General features: G+C 69.2%; 24 protein-coding genes and 1 pseudogene. 14 read left to right on the forward strand and 11 right to left on the reverse strand.

What is annotated here, in order from left to right; all coding sequences use genetic code 11:
• The first annotated feature begins 6 nt into the window (after positions 1 to 6).
• Entirely contained in the window at positions 7 to 1,695 is a 1,689-nt protein-coding gene (locus G6N16_RS10840; protein ID WP_083029599.1) for a ribonuclease J, read from the forward strand.
• Positions 1,696 to 1,946: 251 nt separating this feature from the next.
• Here the strand turns inward: G6N16_RS10840 and G6N16_RS10845 are convergent, their stop codons facing one another.
• Genes G6N16_RS10845 through G6N16_RS10855 form a run of 3 tightly spaced genes read right to left on the reverse strand, consistent with a single transcriptional unit; the run spans position 1,947 to position 3,967 of the window.
• On the reverse strand, positions 1,947 to 2,819 hold the full coding sequence (locus G6N16_RS10845; RefSeq protein ID WP_083029600.1) for an SAM-dependent methyltransferase: 873 nt from the start codon (positions 2,817 to 2,819) through the stop codon (positions 1,947 to 1,949).
• Between the two features lie 11 nt (positions 2,820 to 2,830).
• Positions 2,831 to 3,649 (reverse strand): mycofactocin-coupled SDR family oxidoreductase, encoded by an 819-nt coding sequence (locus G6N16_RS10850; RefSeq protein ID WP_083029601.1) that lies wholly within the window; start codon positions 3,647 to 3,649, stop codon positions 2,831 to 2,833.
• Between the two features lie 3 nt (positions 3,650 to 3,652).
• Entirely contained in the window at positions 3,653 to 3,967 is a 315-nt protein-coding gene (locus G6N16_RS10855; RefSeq protein WP_083029602.1) for a putative quinol monooxygenase, read from the reverse strand.
• Positions 3,968 to 4,127: 160 nt separating this feature from the next.
• Here G6N16_RS10855 and G6N16_RS10860 point away from each other — a divergent pair, with 160 nt between their 5' ends.
• Positions 4,128 to 6,818, forward strand: coding sequence for an FtsK/SpoIIIE family DNA translocase (locus G6N16_RS10860; RefSeq protein WP_179961196.1), 2,691 nt, complete (start codon positions 4,128 to 4,130; stop codon positions 6,816 to 6,818).
• 21 nt (positions 6,819 to 6,839) lie between these two features.
• Here the strand turns inward: G6N16_RS10860 and G6N16_RS10865 are convergent, their stop codons facing one another.
• Positions 6,840 to 7,349 (reverse strand): amino-acid N-acetyltransferase, encoded by a 510-nt coding sequence (locus tag G6N16_RS10865; protein WP_083029681.1) that lies wholly within the window; start codon positions 7,347 to 7,349, stop codon positions 6,840 to 6,842.
• Between the two features lie 54 nt (positions 7,350 to 7,403).
• Here G6N16_RS10865 and pgsA point away from each other — a divergent pair, with 54 nt between their 5' ends.
• The 4 genes from pgsA to pspM all read left to right on the forward strand — a co-directional run bounded on the left by pgsA (position 7,404) and on the right by pspM (position 10,307).
• Positions 7,404 to 8,054 carry a CDP-diacylglycerol--glycerol-3-phosphate 3-phosphatidyltransferase gene (gene pgsA, locus G6N16_RS10870; protein WP_197913102.1) on the forward strand — a complete coding sequence of 217 codons (651 nt, stop codon included), beginning with the start codon at positions 7,404 to 7,406 and terminating at the stop codon, positions 8,052 to 8,054.
• Positions 8,055 to 8,100: 46 nt separating this feature from the next.
• The gene (clgR, locus tag G6N16_RS10875; RefSeq protein ID WP_083029604.1) at positions 8,101 to 8,421 is read left to right on the forward strand and encodes a transcriptional regulator ClgR; all 321 of its coding nucleotides are present in this window, start codon (positions 8,101 to 8,103) and stop codon (positions 8,419 to 8,421) included.
• 243 nt (positions 8,422 to 8,664) lie between these two features.
• A complete protein-coding gene (gene pspA, locus G6N16_RS10880) occupies positions 8,665 to 9,477 on the forward strand; it encodes a phage shock protein PspA (RefSeq protein ID WP_083029605.1) in 813 nt (270 codons plus the stop codon).
• Positions 9,474 to 10,307: a phage shock envelope stress response protein PspM gene (pspM, locus tag G6N16_RS10885; protein WP_407663634.1), complete on the forward strand. Its 834-nt coding sequence runs from the start codon at positions 9,474 to 9,476 to the stop codon at positions 10,305 to 10,307. The genes pspA and pspM overlap by 4 nt, the downstream gene beginning before the upstream one ends.
• A gap of 9 nt (positions 10,308 to 10,316) precedes the next feature.
• Here pspM and G6N16_RS10890 read toward each other — a convergent pair whose 3' ends face one another.
• On the reverse strand, positions 10,317 to 10,772 hold the full coding sequence (locus tag G6N16_RS10890) for a limonene-1,2-epoxide hydrolase family protein (protein WP_083029607.1): 456 nt from the start codon (positions 10,770 to 10,772) through the stop codon (positions 10,317 to 10,319).
• Positions 10,773 to 10,813: 41 nt separating this feature from the next.
• Between G6N16_RS10890 and G6N16_RS10895 the strand changes: the two genes are divergently transcribed.
• From G6N16_RS10895 to G6N16_RS10920, 6 genes are all read left to right on the forward strand, one after another.
• Positions 10,814 to 11,971, forward strand: coding sequence for a glycosyltransferase (locus G6N16_RS10895; protein ID WP_083029608.1), 1,158 nt, complete (start codon positions 10,814 to 10,816; stop codon positions 11,969 to 11,971).
• A gap of 94 nt (positions 11,972 to 12,065) precedes the next feature.
• Positions 12,066 to 12,743 carry a hypothetical protein gene (locus G6N16_RS10900; RefSeq protein WP_133052887.1) on the forward strand — a complete coding sequence of 226 codons (678 nt, stop codon included), beginning with the start codon at positions 12,066 to 12,068 and terminating at the stop codon, positions 12,741 to 12,743.
• A gap of 13 nt (positions 12,744 to 12,756) precedes the next feature.
• Complete coding sequence (locus tag G6N16_RS10905) at positions 12,757 to 12,951, forward strand: DUF3046 domain-containing protein (protein ID WP_083029610.1); 195 nt, start codon at positions 12,757 to 12,759, stop codon at positions 12,949 to 12,951.
• A gap of 250 nt (positions 12,952 to 13,201) precedes the next feature.
• Complete coding sequence (gene recA / locus G6N16_RS10910) at positions 13,202 to 15,346, forward strand: intein-containing recombinase RecA (protein ID WP_083029611.1); 2,145 nt, start codon at positions 13,202 to 13,204, stop codon at positions 15,344 to 15,346.
• On the forward strand, positions 15,315 to 15,968 hold the full coding sequence (locus tag G6N16_RS10915) for a regulatory protein RecX (RefSeq protein ID WP_083029612.1): 654 nt from the start codon (positions 15,315 to 15,317) through the stop codon (positions 15,966 to 15,968). The genes recA and G6N16_RS10915 overlap by 32 nt, the downstream gene beginning before the upstream one ends.
• A gap of 51 nt (positions 15,969 to 16,019) precedes the next feature.
• The gene (locus tag G6N16_RS10920; protein ID WP_083029613.1) at positions 16,020 to 16,850 is read left to right on the forward strand and encodes an LLM class F420-dependent oxidoreductase; all 831 of its coding nucleotides are present in this window, start codon (positions 16,020 to 16,022) and stop codon (positions 16,848 to 16,850) included.
• An 18-nt stretch (positions 16,851 to 16,868) separates the two neighbouring features.
• Here the strand turns inward: G6N16_RS10920 and G6N16_RS10925 are convergent, their stop codons facing one another.
• From G6N16_RS10925 to G6N16_RS10945, 6 genes and pseudogenes are all read right to left on the reverse strand, one after another.
• Positions 16,869 to 18,536: a SulP family inorganic anion transporter gene (locus G6N16_RS10925; RefSeq protein WP_083029614.1), complete on the reverse strand. Its 1,668-nt coding sequence runs from the start codon at positions 18,534 to 18,536 to the stop codon at positions 16,869 to 16,871.
• A 131-nt stretch (positions 18,537 to 18,667) separates the two neighbouring features.
• Positions 18,668 to 19,018, reverse strand: a complete 351-nt coding sequence (locus tag G6N16_RS10930; protein WP_083029683.1) for an ArsR/SmtB family transcription factor — start codon at positions 19,016 to 19,018, stop codon at positions 18,668 to 18,670.
• Positions 19,019 to 19,104: 86 nt separating this feature from the next.
• The gene (locus tag G6N16_RS10935; protein WP_083029615.1) at positions 19,105 to 19,992 is read right to left on the reverse strand and encodes an amino acid ABC transporter permease; all 888 of its coding nucleotides are present in this window, start codon (positions 19,990 to 19,992) and stop codon (positions 19,105 to 19,107) included.
• A gap of 13 nt (positions 19,993 to 20,005) precedes the next feature.
• Complete coding sequence (locus G6N16_RS21790; RefSeq protein WP_234805748.1) at positions 20,006 to 20,686, reverse strand: amino acid ABC transporter permease; 681 nt, start codon at positions 20,684 to 20,686, stop codon at positions 20,006 to 20,008.
• Positions 20,687 to 20,713: 27 nt separating this feature from the next.
• A pseudogene (locus G6N16_RS21795) lies at positions 20,714 to 21,538 on the reverse strand (glutamate ABC transporter substrate-binding protein); the annotation flags it as partial.
• A gap of 13 nt (positions 21,539 to 21,551) precedes the next feature.
• A complete protein-coding gene (locus tag G6N16_RS10945; RefSeq protein WP_133052890.1) occupies positions 21,552 to 22,280 on the reverse strand; it encodes an amino acid ABC transporter ATP-binding protein in 729 nt (242 codons plus the stop codon).
• A 76-nt stretch (positions 22,281 to 22,356) separates the two neighbouring features.
• Here G6N16_RS10945 and miaB point away from each other — a divergent pair, with 76 nt between their 5' ends.
• Both miaB and G6N16_RS10955 read left to right on the forward strand, forming a co-directional pair.
• Complete coding sequence (gene miaB / locus G6N16_RS10950) at positions 22,357 to 23,973, forward strand: tRNA (N6-isopentenyl adenosine(37)-C2)-methylthiotransferase MiaB (protein WP_083029618.1); 1,617 nt, start codon at positions 22,357 to 22,359, stop codon at positions 23,971 to 23,973.
• Positions 23,949 to 24,530 (forward strand): Rv2732c family membrane protein, encoded by a 582-nt coding sequence (locus tag G6N16_RS10955; RefSeq protein ID WP_407663635.1) that lies wholly within the window; start codon positions 23,949 to 23,951, stop codon positions 24,528 to 24,530. Before miaB ends, G6N16_RS10955 begins: the two co-directional genes overlap by 25 nt.
• The last annotated feature ends 55 nt before the right edge of the window (positions 24,531 to 24,585 follow it).

Raw genomic sequence — 24,585 nt, forward strand, 5'->3', positions numbered from 1 at the left:
TCGTCGATGAGTACTGCCGCGCATACCGACCTGGCACCGCCGGGGCCGCTGCCCGACGGTGGCCTGCGGGTCACCGCCTTGGGCGGGATCAGCGAAATCGGCCGCAACATGACGGTTTTCGAGCACCTGGGCCGACTGCTCATCATCGACTGCGGGGTACTGTTCCCCACCCACGACGAACCCGGCGTCGACCTGATCCTGCCGGATCTGCGGCACATCGAGAACCGGCTCGATGACGTCGAGGCCCTGGTGCTCACCCACGCGCACGAGGACCACATCGGGGCCATCCCGTTCCTGTTGAAACTGCGCCCCGACATCCCGGTCGTCGGTTCGAAATTCACCTGCGCGCTGGTCGCCGCCAAGTGTCGCGAGCACCGCATCAAGCCGGTGTTCGTGCAGGTCGCCGAGGGGCAGCGCAGCACCCACGGGGTCTTCGAGTGCGAGTACTTCGCGGTCAATCACTCCATCCCGGACGCCTTGGCGATCGCGATCCACACCGGAGCGGGCACCGTCTTGCACACCGGTGACATCAAGCTTGACCAGTTGCCGCTGGACGGCCGCCCCACCGACCTGCCCGGCATGTCGCGGCTCGGCGACGCCGGGGTGGATCTGTTCCTGTGCGATTCGACCAACGCCGAGATTCCCGGCGTCGGCCCGTCGGAAAGCGAGATCGGCCCCAACCTGCACCGGCTGATCCGCGGCGCCGAGGGCCGGGTGATCGTGGCCTGCTTCGCATCGAACGTCGATCGGGTGCAACAGATCGTCGACGCGGCGGTCGCCCTGGGCCGCAAGGTGTCCTTCGTCGGCCGCTCCATGGTGCGCAATATGGCGATCGCCCGTGACCTGGGCTTCCTGACGGTCGACGACGCCAGCGTGATGGATATCGGTGCCGCCGAGATGATGCCGGCCGACAAGGTGGTGCTGATCACCACCGGGACCCAGGGCGAGCCGATGGCTGCACTGAGCCGGATGTCGCGCGGCGAGCACCGCAGCATCACGCTGACCGACGGCGACCTGATCATCCTGAGCTCCTCGCTGATTCCCGGCAACGAGGAGGCGGTCTACGGGGTGATCGACGCGCTGGCCAAGATCGGCGCCCGGGTGGTCACCAACAACCAGGTCCGGGTGCACGTCTCCGGCCACGCCTACTCCGGGGAACTGCTGTTCCTCTACAACGGGGTGCGCCCGCGCAACGTCATGCCGGTGCACGGCACCTGGCGGCACCTGCGGGCGAACGCCAAACTCGCCGCCGGCACCGGGGTGCCCGAGGAGAACATCGTCATCGCGCCGAACGGGGTGAGCGTGGACCTGGTCGGCGGAGTCGCGTCGATCTCCGGCGCGGTGCCGGTCGGCAAGATGTTCGTCGACGGTCTGATCACCGGTGACGTCGGTGATGCGACGCTCGGCGAGCGGCTGATCCTGAGCTCCGGGTTCATCGCGGTCACCGTCGTCGTGCAGCGCGGCACCGGCAAGCCGATGGGCCCGGCGCATCTGCACTCCCGCGGCTTCTCCGAGGACCCGAAGGCGCTGGAGTCGGCGGCGCGCAAGGTCGAGGCGGAGCTGGCAAACCTGGTGGGCGACAACGTCACCGACCCGGTGCGCATCGCCCAGGTGGCGCGCCGTACCGTCGGCAAGTGGGTCGGCGAGGTCTACCGGCGCCAGCCGATGATCGTCCCGACGGTCATCGAGATTTAGGTAGGTCCGTCACGGTGAGCGCTGTCGTGGCCGCGGGCAATATCCAGAGCTGAGGGTCGCCGCTACGGTCGCATGCTCCACCAGGTGACGGTTTCGCCGCCGTCGACCCGGCCCAGTGCACTCCCGATGCGCCGGTCGCACGGTTCTGTGCAACCCGTTTCTTCTTGGCCGGTCGACGGGCAGCCGGCCACGGTACTGGTAGCCATCGACCCTGATAAGGCCCCTGCTCGTGTCGCAAGAACTCCAGGTGCTTAGGTTCGCTCGGCGACGGCGGTCCACTCGATCTGCGAGGCGGTCAGGTCGCGTCCGGTCGGGCGGATATAGGTGTCGCGGTAATAGCCGGGGCCGGCCTGTTCGGACAGCCGCCAGCCGTGCTCGTGCAGCACATCGCCGAGGTGCTCCGGCACGAAACCGGTTTGCCACACCTGCGCCCGTTCCCGGAAGCGCCGGTACAGCGACTCGGCGCCGTAGCGGTTCTCGCCGTCGATGAAGTCCTGGCGGACGTAGCTGAAGATCAGCTGGCTGCCGGGTGCGGCGGCCGACAGCCGGTCGAACAGGGCGGTGACGGCGGCGGGGGAGAGATACTGGGTGAGTCCCTCGGCGATGAACAGGGTGCGGTAGCGGGCCCGGAACTTGTTGTCGGTCAGGCAATCCCAGATGTCGTCGTGCTCCAGGTCGGTCGCGATCAGGCGCACCGACTCCGGTTGGGCGCCCAGCACCCGGCGCACCACCTCGGCCTTGAGTTCGATGTTGACCTGTTGATCCACCTCGAACACCGGAAGATCGGAATGCCGGGCGATCCGGTAGGCGCGGGTGTCGAAGCCGGCGCCCAGCACCACGACGGCGTCGAAGGAGTTGAACGGATCCGACACCCGGTCATCGATCAGCCGTTTGCGGCAGGCGATGGACGCCCACAATCCCGGCCCGGACCGCTCGACCGCCGCGACCGCCGCCTCACGGACCCAGCCGACTCGGGTCGCCGCGACCGCCATGCGCAGCCGCGCGGGCAGGAACGCGGCGGCCAGGTCGTCGTCGACCAGCCGGCGCGCCGGTGGCTGGTTGTGCTCCACCGCAGCCAAAACCATCGGCCCGTAGGCGGTCTGGGCGGTGACATTGGTGGGCACCGGTGGGCCTCTCAGCGCTTGTTGGTGTAGCCGGCGTCGACGGGTAGCGCGACGCCGGTGACGTAGCGGCCGGCGTCGGACACCAAATAGTAGGCCGCGTTGGCGATGTCCTCGGGATCCAGCGTCTGTACCGGCAACGCGTTGCCCATATCGGGTCCGCCCTGGGACTGCTGGGCCAGCCCGTCGAGCCAGGACCGGGTGAACTCGTTGTCGATCATCGGGGTGTTCACCCCGGCGGGATGCAACGAGTTGACCCGGATATTGTGCTGCGCCAGCAGATTCGCGTAGTTGCGCATCAGCCCGACGATGCCGTGTTTGGCCGCCGTGTAGCCGATCGAGCCGGCCATCGGACCGCCGATGCCGACCAGCCCGGCCACCGAACTGGTCAACACGATGGACCCGCCGTTGCCGTACTTGACCATCGGCCGCATGGCGACGTCGACGGTGTGGTAGACCCCGGTCAGGTTCACGTCGATGACGTCCTGCCAGGCGTTCTCGGCGGCCATCGGTGCGATTCCGGCGTTGGCGATGACGATGTCGAGCCGGTCGCCGAGTGCATCGGTGCCGGCGCGCAGCGCCTCCTTGAGGCTCGCGCGGTCGCGGACGTCGGCCGTCCGCGCGACGATCCGCGACCCGGTCTCCTCGACGAGGGCGACCGTGACGGACAGGTCGTCGGCGGTGGCCAGCGGGTAGGGCACCGAGTCGATCTGTGCGCACAGGTCGACGGCGATGATGTCGGCACCGGCGGAGGCCAGGCGCAGCGCGTGGGCGCGCCCTTGGCCGCGGGCGGCGCCGGTGATGAAGGCGGTCTTTCCGCTGAGGTCACCCACGGCTCAGCCTCGCAGCAGCCCCTTGGCCGGATCGCCGCCGCCGAGCGGGGCCAGCATCTTGATGTCCGGCGCACCCTCGAGCAGCCCGCCGATTGCCCCGAACAGGGTGCCGATTGCCGGGGCGGAACTGTGCGTCTTGACGGCATCCTCGTCGACCCACTGCTCGACGAACACGAACGTGTTGTCGTTCTGGTGCACGGAGTAGAGCTGGCAGCCGGGCTCGTTGTGGACCTCCGCGACGGCGGCCAGACAGGCCGCGCGGACCTCGTCGACCTTCTCCGGTTGGGCGGTCATGGTGGCGACGATGACGACGGGCATGCGTTGTGCTCCTGGGGGCCGGCGGATGTGGTCAACCTCACCCTAGAACGTGCCGGGGTCGCGGCGGGGTATCGGACTGCATAACGAAGTGGTTTCGGCCCGGCCTGTGACCCTTGTTGCAGATGGTGCTGACGGGACAGATGCGACTAGGCTGACCGACATGCCAAGTAAGACCGCCGCCCGTACCGGCAGCAAAACGAGCAGGTCAGGGGCGCGTCCCCGGTCCGGCTCCAGCGCGAACGCGAAGGGCAAGCGCCCCGCGCCGCGCAAGCCACCCGCGCGCCGACCGGCCCCGCAGGGTTCCGTCGTCGGCAGCGCGGGCCAGGCGGTCGGCCGCGCCGGGCGGGCCACCTGGCTGATGCTGGCCCGTGGCACCGGTCGCACGGTCCGCTCGGTCGGCCAGGCGCGGGACATCGAGACCGGGCACCGCCGCGACGGCATCGCGCTGGCCCTGCTGGCACTGTCCGGAGTGATCGCCGCGGGTTCCTGGTTCGACGCCGCCCGTCCCGTCGGCGGCTGGCTTGACACCGCGCTGCGCACCGTCGTCGGCGCGGCGGTGGTGCTGCTGCCCATCGCCCTGGCCGCCATCGCCATCACGGTGATGCGCACCGAACCTCACCCGGAGGCCCGGCCCCGGGTGATCTTGGGGGCGGCGATGGTCGCTCTGGCCGTGCTCGGCCTCTGGCACCTGTGGGCCGGGTCGCCCGCCGATCCGGTCGCGCGCCGCCACGGCGGCGGATTCGTCGGGTTCGCCATCGGTGGCCCGCTGTCGGACGGGCTGACGGTCTGGCTGGCCGCGCCGCTGTTGTTCCTCGCGGGGGTCTTCGGCCTGCTGCTGATCAGCGGCACCACCATCGGCGAAATCCCGCACACCCTGCGCGAGATGTTCACCGCGCGCCTCGGCCGGGACGACTGGGACGACTACGACGGTGACTACGACGCGGACGGCTACGACGAGTACGACGACGTCGACGACGTGGCGGCCGTCGCCGACGACGCACCGACCCGTCGTACCCGGCGCCCCCGCGGCGCCGACGCCCCCACCCGGGAACTGCCGCGCCGCAATCAGCCCGACGACTTCTCCGACGGCTACTACGACAACCCGGCCGCCTACGGCGACGGTGACAACCCGGCCGCCTACGGCGACGGTGACAACCCGGCCGCCTACGGCGAGGATTCGCCCTGGTCGGCCGGCAGCCCCGCCGACAACTACCCGGTCGAGGAGCCGGCCAAGCGCGCGCCCCGGCGCAAGCCCGCCAGGGCGGTCAAGGCGGCCGAACCCGATGCGGTCACCGAACCCGTCATCGACGCCAAGGCGCTGGACCGGGTCATCGACGGCCCCTACACCCTGCCGCCGATGGAACTGCTGGCCGAGGGCGATCCGCCCAAGCGCGTCGGCCGCGACAACGACCGGCTGATCGAGTCCATTCAGGAGGTGCTGGCCCAGTTCAAGGTCGACGCGACCGTCACCGGGTTCCAGCGCGGCCCCACGGTCACCCGCTACGAGATCGAACTGGGCCCGGGCGTGCGCGTCGAGCGGTTCACCCAGCTGCAGCGCAACCTGGCCTACGCGGTGGCCAGCGAGAGCATCCGCCTGCTGGCCCCCATCCCCGGCAAATCCGCCGTCGGCATCGAGGTGCCCAACCGGGACCGGGAGATGGTGCGGCTCAAGGACGTGCTCAGCGCGCCCAGCACCCGCAAGGACCACCACCCGATGGTGTTCGGCATCGGCAAGGACGTCGAAGGCCACTTCGTCAGCTACAACCTGGCCAAGATGCCGCACCTGCTGGTCGCCGGATCCACCGGCTCGGGTAAGTCCAGCTTCATCAACTCGATGCTGGTGTCGCTGCTGCAGCGCGCCACGCCTGATGAGGTGCGGCTGATCCTGATCGACCCCAAGATGGTCGAGTTCCCGCCGTACCAGGGCATCCCGCACCTGATCACGCCGGTCATCACCGACCCGAAGAAGGCCGCCGCCGCGCTGGCCTGGCTGGTCGAGGAGATGGAGCAGCGCTACCAGGACATGAGTGCGTCCGGGGTGCGGCACATCGACGACTTCAACAAGAAGGTGCGCTCCGGGGCGATCACCGCGCCGCTGGGCAGCGAACGGGTCTACAAGCCCTACCCGTACATCCTGTGCGTGGTCGACGAGCTGGCGGACCTGATGATGACCGCCCCGCGCGACATCGAGGACGCCATCGTCCGGATCACCCAGAAGGCCCGCGCCGCGGGCATTCACCTGGTGCTGGCCACCCAGCAGCCGGTGGTGTCGGTGGTCACCGGCCTGATCAAGGCCAACGTGCCCTCGCGCATGGCGTTCGGCGTCACCAACGCCACCAACTCGCGGGTCATCCTGGACCAGGTCGGCGCCGAGAAGCTGATCGGCAAGGGCGACGGGCTGTTCCAGCCGTCGGAGGCGCCCAAGCCGATCCGCGTCCAGGGCGCCTTCGTCAGCGACGACGAGATCCAGGCGATCGTCGCGTTCACCAAGGCCCAGGCCGAGCCGCAGTACACCGAGGGCGTCACCGTCAAGACCGTCGACAAGCGGGAGATCGACAGCGACATCGGCGACGACATGGACGTGCTGCTACAGGCCGTCGAGCTCGTGGTGTCGTCGCAGTTCGGGTCGACGTCGATGCTGCAGCGCAAGCTGCGCGTCGGTTTCGCCAAGGCCGGCCGGCTGATGGACCTGATGGAGACCCGCGGCATCGTCGGGCCTTCGGAGGGATCCAAGGCGCGCGAGGTGCTGGTCAAGCCCGACGAGCTGGCCGGCACCCTGGCACTGGTCCGCGGCGGTTCCGACGCCGGCGGGGCCGGCTTCGGCGATATGGACGGCGAATCGGACTTCTAGCGATCCCGGTGTAGACGGCGGCTACAGGACCAGCAGCATCCGCGTATTGCCCAGGATATTGGGCTTGACGTAGCTCAGATCCAGGAACTCGGCGACGCCGATGTCATAGGAGCGGCACATCTCCTCGTAGACCTCGGCGGTGACCGGGGTGCCGTCGATCTCGGCGAAACCGTGCCGGCCGAAGAAATCGGTCTCGAAGGTCAACACGAACAGCCGCTGCAACTCCAGGTCCCGGGCCACCTGCAGCAACCTGCTGACGATCGCGTGTCCCACCCCGTGCCCCTTGACCGACGGGTCGACCGCGACGGTGCGCACCTCGCCGAGGTCGGCCCACAGCACGTGCAAAGCCCCGCAACCGACCACCGCGCCTTCGAGCTCGGCCACCCAGAACTCCTGCACGGATTCGTAGAGGGTGACCAGGTTCTTCTCCAGCAGGATCTTGCCGGCGTAGATGTCGACCAGGCGTTTGATCGCCGGGACATCGGGGGTGCGCGCCCGTCGCACCTGCACAGCGTCGGCCCGCGGTTCCACGACGCAAGCGTATCGGCTGCGGGTCTGCGCGGCGCCAACCGATATCCTGAGCCGGTGTCGGGACAACCACCCGCCGGAGAACCGGCGCGCCGCGTACCGGTGTTGAACCCGGCCAACGTGCTGACCGGCGTGCGGCTGGCCCTGGTTCCGGTGTTCGTGCTGGCGCTGTTCGCCGACGGCGGGCACGCCGTGACCAGCCGGATCGTCGCCTTCGCGATCTTCGCGATCGCCATCGTCACCGACCGAGTGGACGGCGAGATCGCCCGCAACTTCGACATGGAGACCGAGTTCGGCAAGCTGGCCGACCCGATCGCCGACAAAATGCTGATCGGATCGGCGCTGATCGGCCTGTCGATCCTGGGCGACCTGCCCTGGTGGGTGACCGCGGTTATCCTGGCCCGGGAGATCGGCGTCACGCTGCTGCGGTTCGCGGTACTGCACCGCGGGGTCATCCCGGCCAGCCGGGGCGGAAAGCTCAAGACCCTCGTTCAGTCGGTCGCCATCGGTTTGTTCGTGCTGCCGCTGCACGACTGGCCGCACCCCTGGACGACGGTCGCCTGGGTGGTCATGTGGATCGCGATCGTGCTGACGGTGGTCACCGGGATCGACTATCTGGTGTCGGCGCTGCGCAGCCCGCCGACCGATCCGGAGACTGGCGAGGCGGTGCCGGGAACCAATCCGAGTGCCGTCGACGTTGAAGGTTGAACACCGCGGTCCGACGGACGCTGCGTTATACGAAGGAGAATCCCGCGTGACGGCACTTTTGCGTGAGGTTATCGGCGACGAGCTGCGCCGCACCCGCACCGCGCAGGGACGCACCCTGCGCGAGGTCTCCGACTCCGCGCGGGTCAGCCTGGGCTATCTGTCCGAGGTAGAGCGCGGCCGAAAGGAGGCCTCCAGCGAACTGCTCGGCGCGATCTGCCTGGCGCTGGACGTGCCGCTGTCGCGGGTGTTGATCGACGCGGGACTGCGGATGAGCCGCACCGAGGCGCCGGTGGCCCCGGTCACCGGGCATATCGATCCGGCCACCAAGGTGGTGATCCCGCCCGTCGTGTCGATGGCCGTCGCCTGACCCGACGAGCGGTGTAGTTTCCGCGAGGAGGTGTCAGGCGTGGTGGTCGAGCCTGACCCGACGAGCGGTGTAGTTTCCGCGAGGAGGTGTCAGGCGTGGTGGTCGAGCCTGATGGTCCCCGTCCACGCGAAGCGGTCCTACCTGACGCACCCCCATCGAGGCGATAGGGTTTGCAGTACGAGACCGGACCGGTGGACCACACCGAGTGCCGCGCACAATCGATATCGAAGGCGGAGCGAAGTCATGGCCAATCCGTTCGTCAAGGGATGGCGCTACCTGATGGCGCTGTTCAACTCGAAGATCGACGAGCACGCCGATCCCAAGGTGCAGATCCAGCAGGCCATCGAGGACGCGCAGCGGCAGCATCAGGCGCTGACCCAGCAGGCGGCCCAGGTGATCGGCAATCAGCGCCAGCTGGAGATGCGGCTCAACCGCCAGCTCGCCGACATTGAGAAGTTGCAGGCCAATGTTCGTCAGGCGCTGACGTTGGCCGACCAGGCCACGGCCGCCGGTGACGTCGCCCGCGCCACCGAGTACACCAACGCCGCGGAGGCATTCGCCGCTCAGCTGGTCACCGCCGAGCAGAGCGTCGAGGATCTCAAGGCGCTGCACGATCAGGCCCTCGGTGCGGCCACCCAGGCCAAGAAGGCCGTCGAGCAGAACGCGATGGTGCTGCAGCAGCGGATCGCCGAGCGCACCAAGCTGCTCTCCCAGCTGGAGCAGGCCAAGATGCAGGAGCAGGTCAGCTCGTCGCTGCGGTCCATGAGCGAGCTCGCCGCCCCCGGCAACACGCCGAGCCTCGACGAGGTGCGGGAGAAGATCGAGCGCCGCTACGCCACCGCGATGGGTGAGGCCGAGCTGGCGCAGAACTCGGTGCAGGGCCGGATGCTGGAGGTCCAGCAGGCCAGTGTGCAGATGGCCGGCCATTCCCGGCTCGAACAGATCCGCGCCTCGATGCGCGGTGAGGCGCTGCCCTCGGGCGCCGCCGGCGCCCCCGCGGCCACCCCTGTTGCGCCGCAGCAGGGAGCCGTTCCGGAGAAGCCGCTGGGGCAGTGATGTCCGACGGGGCGCCGCCGCGGGGTTTCCGGGGTCTGGTTCAGCGCGGCGTGGACGCCGCCAGCCAGGCCGCCGACGCGGCCGCGTTCACGCTGCGGGCGATCGCCGATCCGCGCGGCCGGCTGGTCCGCAAGCGTCGGTATGCGCTGTGGATCGGCGCGTTGTTCACCATCGCCTCCGTGGTGATGATGGGCGTGACGGTGCTGATGGCGATCTGGGACACCCCGCCGTGGATGCTGCCGATCACCGCGGTCCCGGCCGCGCTGTTGGCGTTCCCGGCGACCCTGGCCTTCCTGCGGCTGCGCCGGCTCCGCACGATTCCGCTGCCCGCCCCGCGCCCGGCCTCCAGCCGCCGGCTGCCGCCGCACGGCTCGGCCGCCCGTCCGGCGATGTACGCCCTCGGCGCGTCCGAGCGCGGACTGTTCTCCCTGCTGGCGGTGATCGAGCGCGGTGAGTTGCTACCGGCCGGGGAGCTGGCCGAGCTGACCGCCGCGGCCAACCACGCGGCCGCGGCCATGGCCGGCACCGCCGCCGAGGTGGTGTCGATGGAGCGGGCCGCCGAGGCCAGCCCCGCCGGCCGCGAGTTTCTGGCGCCGACGATCAACGCCTACACCGCCCAGCTCGGCGCCGGTGTCAGACAGTACAACGAGATGGTGACGGCGGCGGCGCAGCTGGTGGCCGCGACGAACGCCGGGTCGACGTCCGGGCCGGTGCTGACCGCGTCGGTCATCGAGGCCCAGCGCTACCGCGGCGCGCTCACCGACGCCACCGATCGCATGCAGGGCTGGGCGGACGCGTTCGAACAGCTGGGCGAACTGCGCGGAGCCTAACCTCCCGGCTTACAGGCGGGGCCGCAGTGCCGGAATGACGGCGCCGACCAGCCCGCGCAAGAGCGCCTTGGTCATGTCCAGCATGTCGAAATAGTCCCGCCACAGGGTGATCTTCCCGTCGTGCACCTCGAACACCCCGCATACCCAGAACGTCAGCTGCACCGGCCCGAACCGCAGCAGATCGGTGCGCTCGTTCATCACCGTGTCGCCGTCGGTGGCACTGCGGTGGATCCGCACGTCGAAACCGAGGGCGGGGTGGTTCATCGCGGCGAACACCTTCATCACCCGGCGGGCACCGCGGATCCGGGAGAATCCGACGTTCTCGTAGACGATGTCGTCGTCCAGCAGATCCGCGGCGATATCGAGATCCTTGTCCCGCAGGGCGCACAGGAAGTCGTCGACGGCGGCGATGTTGGCGTTCGCGATGGCGGAGTTCGTGGCGGTGAGGTCCTGCGGGGTGCTCATGGGACCCACCTTAAGGTGATGCGGTGGCAGAAAGTGCGCCGTTGCGCGTGCCGGTGGTCGCCGGCCCCGATCCCGGACACGCGTTCCCGGCGCTGGCCCTGTGCCTGCGGCTGCAAGCCGCCGGTCACCTCCCGACCCTGCTGACCGGGCGGTCCTGGCTGGACACCGCCCGCGACGCCGGTATCCCCGCGGTGGAACTGCTCGGCCTGGACGCCACCGACGACGATGACGACGCCGACGACGGCGCCAAGATCCACCAGCGCGCGGCGCGGATGGCGGTGCTCAACGTGCCGGTGATCCGGGACCTGAACCCGGATCTGGTGGTGTCCGACGTGATCACCGTGTGCGGCGGGATGGCCGCGGAACTGCTCGGCCTGCCGTGGGCCGAGCTCAGCCCGCACCCGCTGTATCTGCCGTCGAGGGGCCTGCCGCCGATCGGCAGCGGCCTGGCCCCGGGTACCGGCCTGCGCGGCCGGCTGCGCGACACGGTCATGCGGGCGCTGACCGCCCGGTCGCTGGCCGACGGCGAGCGCCAGCGCGGCGCGGCGCGGGCCGGTATCGGGCTACCCGCGCGTGATCCGGGTCCGGCCCGCCGGCTGATTGCCACCCTGCCCGCGTTGGAGGTGCCGCGCCCGGACTGGCCGGCGGAGGCGGTGGTCGTCGGGCCGCTGCATTTCGAGCCGACCGACGCGGTGTTGACCCCGCCGCCCGGTGACGGTCCGCTGGTGGTGGTGGCGCCGTCGACCGCGACGACCGGCACCGTTGGGCTGGCCGAACTGGCGCTCGACACACTGATCCCCGGGGCCACACTGCCCGAGGGGGCCCGGATCGCGGTGTCCCGGCTGTCCGGCCCGGAGCTGGACCTGCCGTCGTGGGCGGTCGCCGGATTGGGTCGCCAGGACGAGCTGCTGAGCCACGCCGACGTGCTGATCTGCGGCAGCGGACACGGGATCGTCGCCAAGTCGCTGCTGGCCGGGGTGCCGATGGTGTTGGTACCCGGTGGTGGCGACCAGTGGGAGATCGCCAACCGGGTGGTGCGTCAGGGCAGCGCCGAGCTGGTCCGGCCGGTGACCGGCGAGGCGCTGGTCGCCGCGGTCGCCGCGGTGCTGGGGTCGCCGCGCTACCGGGAGGCCGCGCGCGCGGCCGCGGCCGGGCGCACCGAGGTCGCCGACCCCGTCGAGGTGCTCCGACAGGTGTAGTTCCGTTGTCTGGAACGGAGTGTGGACGCCGGCGTCGCGGATCGGGTAGACCGGATCTGACGCGTCGTCGGCGGCGGGGGACGGGAGCGCAGTGATGAACGGTGGGGGATCGCGGACGGTGCTGGGTGCGCTGGCGGCGATTCTGCTGCTGGCCGGGTGCTCGGGGCCGGCCAGGCAGGATCAGCCGGTGGCACCCACCGCGACGGCGTCGTCGACGACAGCGGCCGCGCCGACCTCGGTGGCCCCGCCCCCGTCGACGACGCCGACCTCGGTGACCGTGACCGGCACAGCGACGATGGGCGGGGCGCAGGGCGATATCTCGGTCCAGATTTCCGGCGGTGGTGAACCGCTGTTTCCCGGTGGAGCCGCGTTGCCGCTGACCGTCACCGTGACCAACACCGGGCCGGAGGCCGTCACCCAGATCGGTGTGGTCGTCTCGCTGGGTCATTGCAGCTGCACGACGCATCCGCAGAAGATGATGGCGACCGGTTCGATGGAGATGCTCGACCCGGCGACGGGTACCTGGTCGGCGGTGCCCTATGTCAGGGAGGCCGGCGGCACCGACTTCCTGGGCCAACCGGTGGTGCCGGCGTTCGACCTGGCCGCCGGATCGACCGTGACCTACCGGCTGCGGATCCGGCTGGACGCCGAGCAGCAGTATCCGGTGACCGGCGGCGCCGCCAAGGTCAACGTCACGATCACCGATCCGGAAACGGCCCGGTCGGGGTCGGCCGCGACGGCGGTGTCGCTGCCCATCACCGTGGCGGCCTGAGTAGGTTGGTCGGGTGCGCCTGACCGAATTCCACGAACTCGTCTACGCCCAGTTCGGCCGCGCCAGGGGAGCATCGATGCTGGTCGACCACGTTTTATCGTCGCTCGACGGTCGTACCGCGGCCCAAGCCGTGGCGGCCGGGGTGGAGCCGCGCGACGTCTGGCGGGCGCTGTGTGCCGATTTCGAGGTGCCTCGGGAACAGTGGTGACATGGCCCAAGATGAGTGGGCACGTGGCTGGTCGGAGGGTGCGGGTGCCGCGAGAACAGTGGTGACGCTGCCCGGGGTGAGCGGCTGGGTGGTTGTTCGGCGTGTCTCCGGCGCGCCTGCTTGCCATCGAACATCTGTTCGCTAAAGTGGTGGGCGATCGAGGGAACGGATTTGTCGGTGGCTCGGTCTAACTTGACAAGCAACCGACCGAAAACGGTCACCGACCACAACTCCTGGAGAGGTAATCACCATGGCGCAACAGGCACCGGATCGCGCAAAGGCCCTCGAATTGGCGATGGCCCAGATCGAGAAGAACTTCGGCAAGGGCTCGGTGATGCGCCTCGGCGAGGAAGCCCACCAGCCGATCGCCGTCATCCCGACCGGATCGATCGCCCTCGATGTGGCACTGGGCATCGGTGGCCTGCCGCGCGGCCGCGTCGTCGAGATCTACGGCCCGGAATCCTCGGGTAAGACCACCGTCGCCCTGCACGCGGTGGCCAACGCCCAGGCCGCCGGCGGCATCGCGGCGTTCATCGACGCCGAGCACGCGCTGGACCCGGAGTACGCCCGGGCGCTCGGTGTGGACACCGATGCCCTGCTGGTTTCCCAGCCGGACACCGGTGAGCAGGCCCTGGAGATCGCGGACATGCTGATCCGCTCCGGCGCCCTGGACATCCTGGTCATCGACTCGGTGGCCGCGCTGGTGCCCCGCGCCGAGATCGAGGGCGAGATGGGCGACAGTCACGTCGGTCTGCAGGCCCGCCTGATGAGCCAGGCGCTGCGCAAAATGACCGGCGCCCTGAGCAATTCGGGCACCACCGCGATCTTCATCAACCAGCTCCGAGAAAAAATCGGGGTGATGTTCGGATGCTTTGCCTATGGCACCCGGGTGCAGCTGTCGGACGGGACCTCCGAGAAGATCGGCAAGATCGTCAACCAGAAGATGGACGTCGAGGTGATGTCCTACGACCCGGTCACCGACCAGATCGTGCCCCGGCGGGTCGTCAACTGGTTCAACAACGGACCGGCCGAACAGTTCCTGCAGTTCACCGTCGAGAAGTCCGGCGGCAACGGCCGTTCGCAGTTCGCGGCCACCCCGAACCACCTCATCCGCACTCCGGCCGGCTGGACCGAGGCCGGTGACATCATCGCCGGGGACCGAGTGCTGGCCGCCGAGCCGCATCTGCTCAGCGACCAGCAGTTCCAGGTGATCCTGGGTTCGCTGATGGGTGACGGCAATCTGTCGCCGAACCTGCGCGGCCGCAACGGCGTTCGGTTCCGGATGGGCCACGGTGCCCGCCAGGCCGACTACCTGGACTGGAAGACCGGTCTGCTGGGCAATATCAAGCATTCAGTCCGGGAGAACGACAAGGGCGCCCGGTTCGCCGACTTCACCCCGCTGCCGGAACTCGGCGAATTGCAGCGTGCGGTGTATCTGGGTGACGGCAAGAAGTTCTTGTCCGAGGACTACCTGAAGGCGCTGACCCCGCTCGCGCTGGCCGTCTGGTACATGGACGACGGGTCCTTCACCGTGCGGTCCAAGGGACTGCAGCAGCGCACCGCGGGCGGTAGCGGCCGGATCGAGATCTGTGTCGAGGCGATGAGCGAAGGTTCACGGGAACGGTTGCGGGATTACCTGTGCGACACCCACGGACTCGACGTCCGGCTGCGCTCGGCCGGTGCCGCGGGCAAGGCGGTGCTGGTGTTCTCCACCGCGGCGACGGCCAAGTTCCAGGAGCTGGTGGCACCGTATATGGCTCCGTCCATGGAGTACAAGCTGCTGCCGCGTTTCCGTGGGCTCGGCACCGTCGAGCCGCAGTTCGTGCCGGCCTCGCAGCGGCTGGTGCCGGCGCGGGTGCTCGATATCCATGTCAAGCCGCAGACTCGTTCGATGAACCGGTTCGACATCGAGGTGGAGGGCAATCACAACTACTTCGTGGACGGCGTCATGGTGCACAACTCGCCCGAAACGACCACTGGCGGAAAGGCGTTGAAGTTCTACGCCTCGGTCCGGATGGACGTCCGTCGCATCGAGACCCTCAAGGACGGCACTGACGCGGTCGGTAACCGCACCCGGGTCAAGATCGTCAAGAACAAGGTCAGCCCGCCGTTCAAGCAGGCCGAGTTCGACATCCTGTACGGCAAGGGCATCTCCAAGGAGGGCTCGCTGATCGACATGGGTGTTGACCAGGGCTTCATCCGCAAGTCGGGATCCTGGTACACCTACGACGGCGAGCAGCTGGGCCAGGGCAAGGAGAACGCCCGCGGCTACCTGCTGACCAACCCCGAGATCGCCGACGAGATCGAGAAGAAGATCAAGGAGAAGCTCGGTATCGGGGCGGTGCTGGGCGACGAGCTGACCGATGACCCGGCACCGGCGCCCGTCGACTTCTGAGTCGCCAGAAGTCGGTGAGCCCGGCGAGGTCGGCGGCGGGCCTCGTGCTCGCGGAACTACACCGCTCGCCGAACCCGCCGGTGCAGTCGGCGGCGGGCCTCGTGCTCGCGGAACTACACCGCTCGCCGAACCCGCCGGGCGGGTGGCGCAGGCGCAGTCCTACAGTCTGCGCCTGCTCACGGCCCGGGCGCGCACTCGCGGCGAGCTCACCGAACGGCTGACCCAGCGCGGCTATACCGAGGACGTGATCGACGTCGTGCTGGGCCGGCTCGCCAAGGCCGGTCTGCTCGACGACGCCGAGTTCGCGCGGGAATGGGTGCGGTCGCGACAACTCAATGCCGGCAAGGGAAAACGGGCACTGGCCGTCGAACTGCGTAACAAGGGCGTCGACGCCGAGATCATCGATGCCACCCTGGCCGACGTCGACACCGACTCGGAACGGCGGCGGGCCGAGGAACTGGTGGCCACCCGGCTGCAGCGGGAATCCCTGGCCGACGGCGACGACGTCAAGGTCACCCGCCGCCTGGTCGGCATGCTGGCCCGCCGCGGCTACAGCCAGGGCATGGCGTTCGATGTCGTCAAAGTTGCGTTGATGGGGGAGCGGGAACGAAGGAAGGTTTAAGGCCAACCGGATCTGGGTTCTCGTTTGCGTCGAGGCGCGTAGATTCCGACCATGTTGATCTCGGCGAAGCTGGCGCCCACTTTCGACTACCCGGTGCTGGACCGTTTCTGGCGGGACGCCGACGAACTGGGTTTCCACGGAGTCTGGAACTATGACCATTTCTACGGCCTGGTGGATCCGCAGCAACCAACGCTGGAAGCCTGGACCACCCTGGCCGCGATGGCCACGCTGACCACCCGTGCACGAGTCGGCTGCCTGGTGAGCTCGGTGACCTACCGCAACCCAGGGCTGCTGGCGAAGATGGCCGTCACCGTCGACCACATGTCCGGCGGGCGCCTGGACTTCGGGATCGGCGCCGGTTGGCACGAGGATGAGCACCGCGGCTATGGCATCGAATTCCCCAGCCCGGGCGAGCGAGTCGAGATGCTCGATGAGGCGCTGGCGGTGATCCGGCGGCTGTGGACCGAGGATTCTGTCACCCACCGGGGTCGGTTCTTCACGCTGCAGGACGCCATCGCCAACCCAAAGCCCCGGCAACGGCCGCACCCGCCGATCGTCATCGGTGGCGGTAAACCGAAGATGCTGCGCGTCATCGCCAAGCACGCCGACGAGTGGAATATGCCCAGCTCCGGGGCCGCGGATTGGGCTACTACCAGCGCTGCCCTCGACGAGGCCTGCGCTGAGGTCGACCGTGACCCCAGCCAGATCCGTCGCTCCGTCCAGATCTTCCTGCACCCGCAGGATCCGGGGCAGGTCGACGCCGAGCTCGCAAAGCTGACCGGCTACGCCGAAGCCGGCTGCCAGCACGCGGTGCTGTCGTTCTATCAGCCGCCGGACCGGGAGCTGCTGAAGCGAGTCCGGGCGATCGGATCGGGCCCGTAGGGATGGCGTTCGACGTGGTCAGCGTGGCACGGGCCCAGGAGCGGCTGCGCCGGGCGGTCTGACGTGCGTGCGGGCGTGGGCGATCGCCTCGTCGAGGCCCTCGACCAGGTGGTTCTCATGACGCAGCGAGTCGATGACCCCGACATTGGCGAGCAGCCGAAGATGTTCGGGCTGCACACCTTTGATGATGACGGTCACGCCGCGGGCTTCCAGGTCCTCGGCGATCTGAGCCAGTGTGTGCGCACCGGTGGCGTCCAGCATGCCCAGCTGTGACATACGGATGATCACCACGTCGACATCGGGGTGGCGGTCGTCGGCAATGGTCGACCAGATACGTTCGGCCGCACCGAAGAACATGGCGCCGTCCAACCGCAGCAGAGCGATCCGCTCGTCGCCGGGTTGTGGGGTTCCGGGCAGATCCTCGCGGGTGACGCTCGATCGCCGCGCCACCACCCGCAGGGCGAAGAATGCGGCGACCAGAATGCCGATCTCGACCGCCTCGATCAGGTCGAAACACACGGTGACCACGGCGGTGAGCGTGAATGTTGCTGCATCCGAACGGGTGGAGCGCAGAATCGTGCCGACGGTGCGTGCCGAGATCATCCGGAACGAGGTGACCATCAGCACGGCCGACAGTGCCGCCAGCGGGATCGTCGCGACCGGCCCGCTGGCCAGATAGACCACGCCCAGCAGCAGCACCGAGTGCGTGATGGCCGCGACGCGGGTGCGGGCACCGGCGCGGATGTTGACGGCCGTGCGGGCGATCGCCCCGGTGGCCGGCATTCCGCCGAACAGGCCGGAGGCGACCGACGCCAGTCCCTGCCCGGCGAGTTCCCGGTTGGGGTCATACGGGCCGGTGGGGGACATGGTGGCGGCGACCCGCGCCGACAGCAGCGACTCGATCGCAGCCAGCGCGGCGACGGCTACCGCCGCACCACCGAGGGTACGCAGCGCCGCCAGGTCGGCCTGCGGCCACAACGGGGCGGGCAGGTGAGCGGGTAGCGCCCCGATCCGCCCCACCGACAGCCCGGTGAGGCCGACCAGGGCGGTGGCGGCGACGATGGCGGCCAGCGACTCGGGAATCGCGCGGTGCAGCCTGGGCAGCACGACCATCAGAACCACGACGAACGCGGCGATCAGTGCGGGCGGCCACCACGCCGTCCCGGGTACGTGCGCCAGGACCGTCACCGCACCGACCAGCGGCGGCTTTCCGGCCGGGGCGGGTTGGCCGACCGCGGCCGGTATCTGTTGCAGGAAGATGATGGTGGCGATACCGAGGGTGAAGCCCTCGATGACGGGCCACGGGATGAAGGTCACCGCTCGTCCCAGGCCGGTGGCTCCCGCGGTCAGCACGATCAGCCCGGCCATCACGGTGACCAGCGCGAGGCTGGCTGGACCGTAGACCGCGACGATGGGGGCCAGCACCACCGCCATCGCCCCGGTCGGCCCCGACACCTGGACATGGGAGCCGCCGAATATCGCGGCCACCGCCCCGGCGATGACGGCGGTGGTCAACCCGGCCGCGGCCCCGGCGCCGGAACTGATGCCGAACGCCAGCGCCAGCGGCAGCGCCACCACGCCGACGGTGACACCGGCCAGCAGGTCGCGGCCCCAGGACCGGGGCAGTTCCGCGTAATCGGCCCGCCGCGGCAGCAATGCGGCCAGCGCGGCGATCGGTCGGGTCATCCTCGAGCCCTCCTCGCGGGCAAAGCCGCGACTATCAACAACAAAACAATATTAGAAAAACTGCAATCAGTGGCTGTGCTCATCGGCGGGTTCATTTCGGCAGGGTTATCGGTTGTTCAGGTTTTCGGCGGTCAGCCCGCGGCCCCGGTGGACACTGGTTCGGCGGTGTCGAGCCACCCGGCCTGATCCGACACCACCCCGGTCAGGATCCGCCGCGCCGAAGCCAGCAGTTCGGCCACCTCCGGCGAGGACAGGGTGTACATCACCGACAGGCCTTCTCGGCGGGAGGTCACCAGACCGGCCCGGCGCAGTACGGCGAGCTGCTGGGACAGCGCCGCCGGTTCGATGCCGACCTCGGGCAGCATCTCCGAAACCGCCCGGTCCTGCCGGCTGAGCAACTCCAGCACCCGGATGCGGACCGGATGGCCCAGGGTCTTGAAGAACTCGGCCTTCATCCGGTACAGCGGCTGACGCGCATCCACCACACACCACCTCGACCCAATTGACGACATGCAGATATTAGCAATCCGGCAATCATGCAGGCAGGCGACCCGGGAAGCGGGCGGGACTAGTCACCGGGCTGGATGAGCACCCCCGGCGCACCGTCGGCCTCGACGGCCTCGGCATCCGGAGAACCCGACGCGCCGCGCGAGCGGGTCAACCGGCGCTCCAACCGGGTCGCCACCGCCGACAGGGCGAAATTCATCGTGATCATCAGCACCGCGATGACCAGCAGGGCCGGCAGGTAGTTGCCATAACTCGAGCCGATCACCGTGCCCTGGCGCACCATCTCCACGAACGTGATCTGGTAGCCGATGGCGGTGTCCTTGAGCACCACGACCAGCTGGGAGATCAGCACCGGCAGCATCGCCGCGACGGCCTGCGGCAGCTGGATCATCCGGACGGTCTGCCACCAACCGAGGCCCAGCGAGGCCGCCGCCTCGGTCTGACCGCGCGGCAACGAGGCCACACCGGTCCGGATGATCTCGGCGATCACCGCGCCGTTGTACAGGGTCAGACCGGTCACCACACCGGCCAGCGGCAGCTGCTGGGACGGAAACACGTCGTACAGCGCGTAGAGGAAGTAGGCGAAGATCATCATGATCAGCACCGGGACCGCGCGGAAGAACTCGACGACCACCGCGGCCGGGCGGCTGACCCAGCGGTTCGGCGACATCCGGGCCACCCCCAGCCCCACGCCGAGGATCCCGGCCAGCACCACCGACATCGCCGCGGCGGTCAGGGTGCCTTCGATGCCGGGCCAGACGTAGGTGCGCCACAGATCGGCGGTCAGGAACGGATGCCACTTGGCGGCGGCGAGCTGGCCCTTGTCGGCCAGCCGGGCCAGCACCGCCGACACCGTGATCACGGCGACGACCAGCACGGCCAATGAGATGACGCGGTTGCGCCGCCGGGCGCGGGGCCCGGGGGCGTCGAACAGCACGGACCCGCTCATCGGTACCTGCTCCTCATCGCAGCACCGCCATCCGGGAACCCAATCTGCCGAACAGCAGTCCCAGCGGCAGCGTCAGGATGATGAACCCGACGGCGAAGATCGAGCCGACGACGAGCAGCATCGCGGTGTTCTCGATCATCTCCTTCATCAGCAGCGCCGCCTCGGCCACACCGATCGCCGACGCGATGGTGGTGTTCTTGACCAGCGCGATCAGCACCGAGCCCAGCGGGATCAGCACCGCGCGAAATGCCTGCGGCAGCAGGATGAGTCGCAGATTCTGGCCGAAGGACAGACCGAGGGACCGGGCCGCCTCGGCCTGGCCGAGCGGGACGGTGTTCACACCGGAGCGCAGCGTCTCGCAGATGAAAGCCGCGGTGTAGACGCTCAATCCGAGCACTGCGAGCCGGAAGTTGCTGTCCACGATGAAGGTCGGCGACGTCGAATCGGCCAGCGTCACACCCATCGTCTGCGCCAGCCCGAACGAGCAGAACAGCAGGATCAGCGTCAGCGGCGTATTGCGCACGACGTTGACATACGCGGTGCCCAGCCACGCCAGTACCGGAACCGGCGACAGCCGCATCGCCGCCAGCGCCGTGCCCAGGATCAGCGCGCCGATCGCGGAGAACACCGCCAGCTGAATGGTCACCCAGAATGCCCGCAGCACCTTGGTGCCGTACTCGCCGAGCAGGTCGATGTCGGAGACCGCGGCGACGGCGTCGTAGCGGTCCACCTGCGGTGGGGTGGGCGTGGGTATCCCGGCCGGGCCGAGGTTGCGGTCGAACGCCGCCCGCCATTCCCCGGTGCGGATCATCTTCTCGATCGCGGTGTTGATCTGCTCCCGCAGCGTCGGGCCCTGGTGTTCTTCCGCGTTCTCCTGGCGCAGCCCGATCCCGTAGTTCTCCACCGAGAACGGCGTGCCGACCAGCTTGAACGTCCCGGGGAACTGGGCTGCATAGCCGGCCAGGATCACCTCGTCGGTGCTCAGCGCATCCAGGATCCCGTTGCGCAGCGCCTCCAGGCATGCCGAATAGGTGTCGTACTTCTGCAACTGGACACCGGGGTACTTGTCGGCGATCCGTTGCGCCGGCGTCGACCCGCCAACTGAGCACAGTTTCTTGTTGTGCGCCAACGATTCCGGGCCGACGATATCGGTGTTGTCCGCTCGCACCAGCAGACCCTGCCCGGTGGTCAGGTACGGGCCGGCGAACGCCACCTTCTGCTTGCGGGCGTCGGTGATCGAGTAGGTGGCGACGATGAAGTCGACCTGGTGGTTCTGGATCATCGTCTCGCGCTGCGCAGACGGCGCCTCCTTCCAGTCGATCTGGTCGGGGGAGTAGCCCAGCTCGCCGGCGACGAAGGTCGCGACGTCGACGTCGAAGCCGGCCAGCGACCCGTCGGGCAGCTTCGCGGCCAGGCCCGGCTGGTCGAACTTGGTGCCGATGGTGATCCGCTTGCCGCCGGCCGAGCACGACGACAACCCCAGTGGGACCAGCACGGCCAGCAGGGCCACCGCGAGCAGCCGCACCGGCCGAGACGCCAACGTCATGCTCCCTCCCGCACTAGTGGCTGAGGATCTTGCTGAGGAAGTCCCGGGCCCGTTCGGAGCTGGGATTGGCGAAGAACGCCTCCGGGGCGGCGTCCTCGACGATCGCGCCGTCGGCCATGAACACCACCCGATTGGCGGCCCGACGGGCGAAGCCCATCTCGTGGGTCACCACCACCATGGTCATCCCCTCGGCGGCCAGCGCGGTCATCACCGCCAGCACCTCGTTGACCATCTCGGGGTCCAGCGCACTGGTCGGCTCGTCGAACAGCATCACCTTGGGCTCCATCGCCAGCGAACGGGCGATCGCCACCCGCTGCTGCTGCCCGCCGGACAGTTGCGCCGGATACTTGTCGGCCTGGTTGGCCACCCCGACCCGGTCGAGCAGCTCCATCGCCCGTTTGCGCGCCGTGGCGGAGTCGAGGCGGCGGACCTTGACCGGAGCCAGCGTCACGTTCTCCAGGATCGTCTTGTGCGCGAACAGGTTGAAAGACTGGAACACCATGCCGACCTCGGACCGCAGCCGCGCCAGCGCGCGGCCTTCCTCGGGCAGCGGCACCCCGTCGATGGCGATGGTGCCCGAGTCGATGGTCTCCAGCCGGTTGATGGTCCGGCACAGGGTCGATTTCCCCGACCCCGACGGCCCCAGCAGCACGACGACGTCGCCGCGGGGCACCGACAGGTCGATATCGCGCAGCGCGTGGTGGGTGCCGAAGTACTTGTTGACCCCGCGCATCTCGACCATGGGGGATCCGCCCGGGTCCGGCTGCCACTGGGTTACCGGTGCCTCGTCGGGGACCGGTGCGTCGCCGTTGGCCTCCATGGGCAGTAGACCTTACCGAGCGAATTCAGGGTTTTCTTGCCTAAGTCACGATTTCTCGGCCCGGCGGGCGGCTCCGTACGATGAATGGGTGACTTCCTCGGTAGCGGCGCGTACCTACCAGGTCCGCACCTACGGCTGTCAGATGAACGTGCACGACTCCGAGAGGCTGGCGGGCCTGCTCGAGGACGCCGGCTACCGGCGCGCCGCCGAGGGAGCCGACGCCGACGTGGTGGTGTTCAACACCTGCGCGGTCCGGGAGAACGCCGACAACAAGCTCTACGGCAACCTCAGCCACCTGGCCCCGCGCAAGCAGGCCGACCCGAACATGCAGATCGCCGTCGGCGGCTGCCTGGCGCAGAAGGACCGCGCCGCGGTGCTGCGCCGCGCGCCGTGGGTCGACGTCGTCTTCGGCACCCACAACATCGGTTCGCTGCCGGTGTTGCTGGACCGGGCCCGGCACAACCGCGTCGCGCAGGTGGAGATCCTCGATGCGCTCGCGGAGTTCCCGTCGGACCTGCCCGCGGCCCGGGAGTCCAGCTACGCCGCCTGGGTGTCGATCTCCGTCGGCTGCAACAACACCTGCACCTTTTGCATCGTTCCGTCGTTGCGCGGCAAGGAAATCGATCGCCGCCCCGGCGACGTCCTGGCCGAGGTGCAGGCGCTCGTCGACCAGGGTGTACTGGAGGTGACGCTGCTCGGGCAGAACGTCAACGCCTATGGCGTGTCCTTCGCCGACCCCGACACCCCGCGCGACCGCGGCGCGTTCGCGTCTTTGCTGCGCGCCTGCGGTGCCATCGAGGGCCTGGAGCGGGTCCGGTTCACCTCGCCGCATCCGGCGGAGTTCACCGACGACGTCATCGAGGCGATGGCGGCGACCCCCAACGTCTGCCCGCAGCTGCACATGCCGCTGCAATCGGGCTCCGACCGGATCCTGAAGGCCATGCGCCGGTCGTACCGGGCCAAGAAGTTCCTGGGCATCATCGACCGGGTCCGCGATCTGATGCCGCACGCCGCGATCACCACCGACATCATCGTCGGCTTCCCCGGCGAGACCGAGGAGGACTTCCAGGACACCCTCGACGTCGTCGAGAAGGCCCGCTTCGCCTCCGCGTTCACCTTCCAGTACTCGCCGCGGCCCGGGACCCCGGCCGCCGACCTCGATGACCAGGTGCCCCCGGAGACCGTGGCGGACCGCTACCGCCGGCTCATCGACTTGCAGGAACGGATCTCGCTGGAGGAGAACCAGGCCCAGATCGGGCGCCGGGTCCAGGTGCTGGTCGCCGCCGGTGAGGGCCGCAAGGACACCGCCACCGCCCGACTCAGCGGCCGCGCCCGCGACGGCCGGCTGGTGCACTTCGCGCCCGGCGCGCTGGCGGAGGCCATCCGGCCAGGCGACATCGTGTCCACCGTCGTCACCGCGGCCGCCCCGCACCACCTGATCGCCGACGGCGGGGTGGACGAGCACCGGCGCACCCGGGCCGGCGACGCGACCCGCACCGACGACGGGCAACGGGTCGGCACCGCCGTCGGGCTCGGGATACCGACCCTGGGCGCCCCGGCCCCGGAGCCGCAGGGGCAGACTGGGGGCGAATGCGAAAGTGGGTGCTCATGGTGACCGATCAGGGTTTTGACGCGTACCGAAGTGAGATCGAAGCCGCCGAGCGGCGGGTGTCGCGGGAAATCGACCCGGGCGCGCGCGCCGTGGTGGTCGCCGCCCTGGTACTGGTGCTGATCGTCTCGCTGCTGCTGCCGCAGACCGGCGACGCGCGCGGCGTCGACGTACTGGTGAACTCGGCGGCCGCGCACGCCGAGATGGTCGCCCTGCCGCACCGGGTGTTCTGCTGGCTGACGCTGGTCTTCGGCATCGGCATATCGGCGCTGGCCCTGACCACCCGGCGCTGGGGCGTGGCGTGGGTGGCGCTGGCCGGCTCGGCGGTGGCCTGCGCGGCCGGGATGCTGGCGGTGTGGAGCCGACAGACGGTGAACGTCGGCCGCCACTTGCCCGAAGTGCTACCCGGCCCCGGGATCGGTCTGATCATCGGCTGGATCGCGATCATCGCGCTGACCTTCCACTGGGCGCGGGTGATCTGGGCGCGCACCGCCGCGCAGTACGCCGCCGAGGAGCTGCGCCAGCAACGGCCCGAGCCGCCGACGGCCGAGCAGCTCGGCTGACGCCTTGGCTGCCCGAGATCGGCAGCGAATCGGTCCCGGCCCTCTAAACTTTCCG

Origin of the sequence: Mycolicibacterium insubricum (assembly GCF_010731615.1) — a bacterium.
Taxonomy (GTDB): domain Bacteria; phylum Actinomycetota; class Actinomycetes; order Mycobacteriales; family Mycobacteriaceae; genus Mycobacterium; species Mycobacterium insubricum.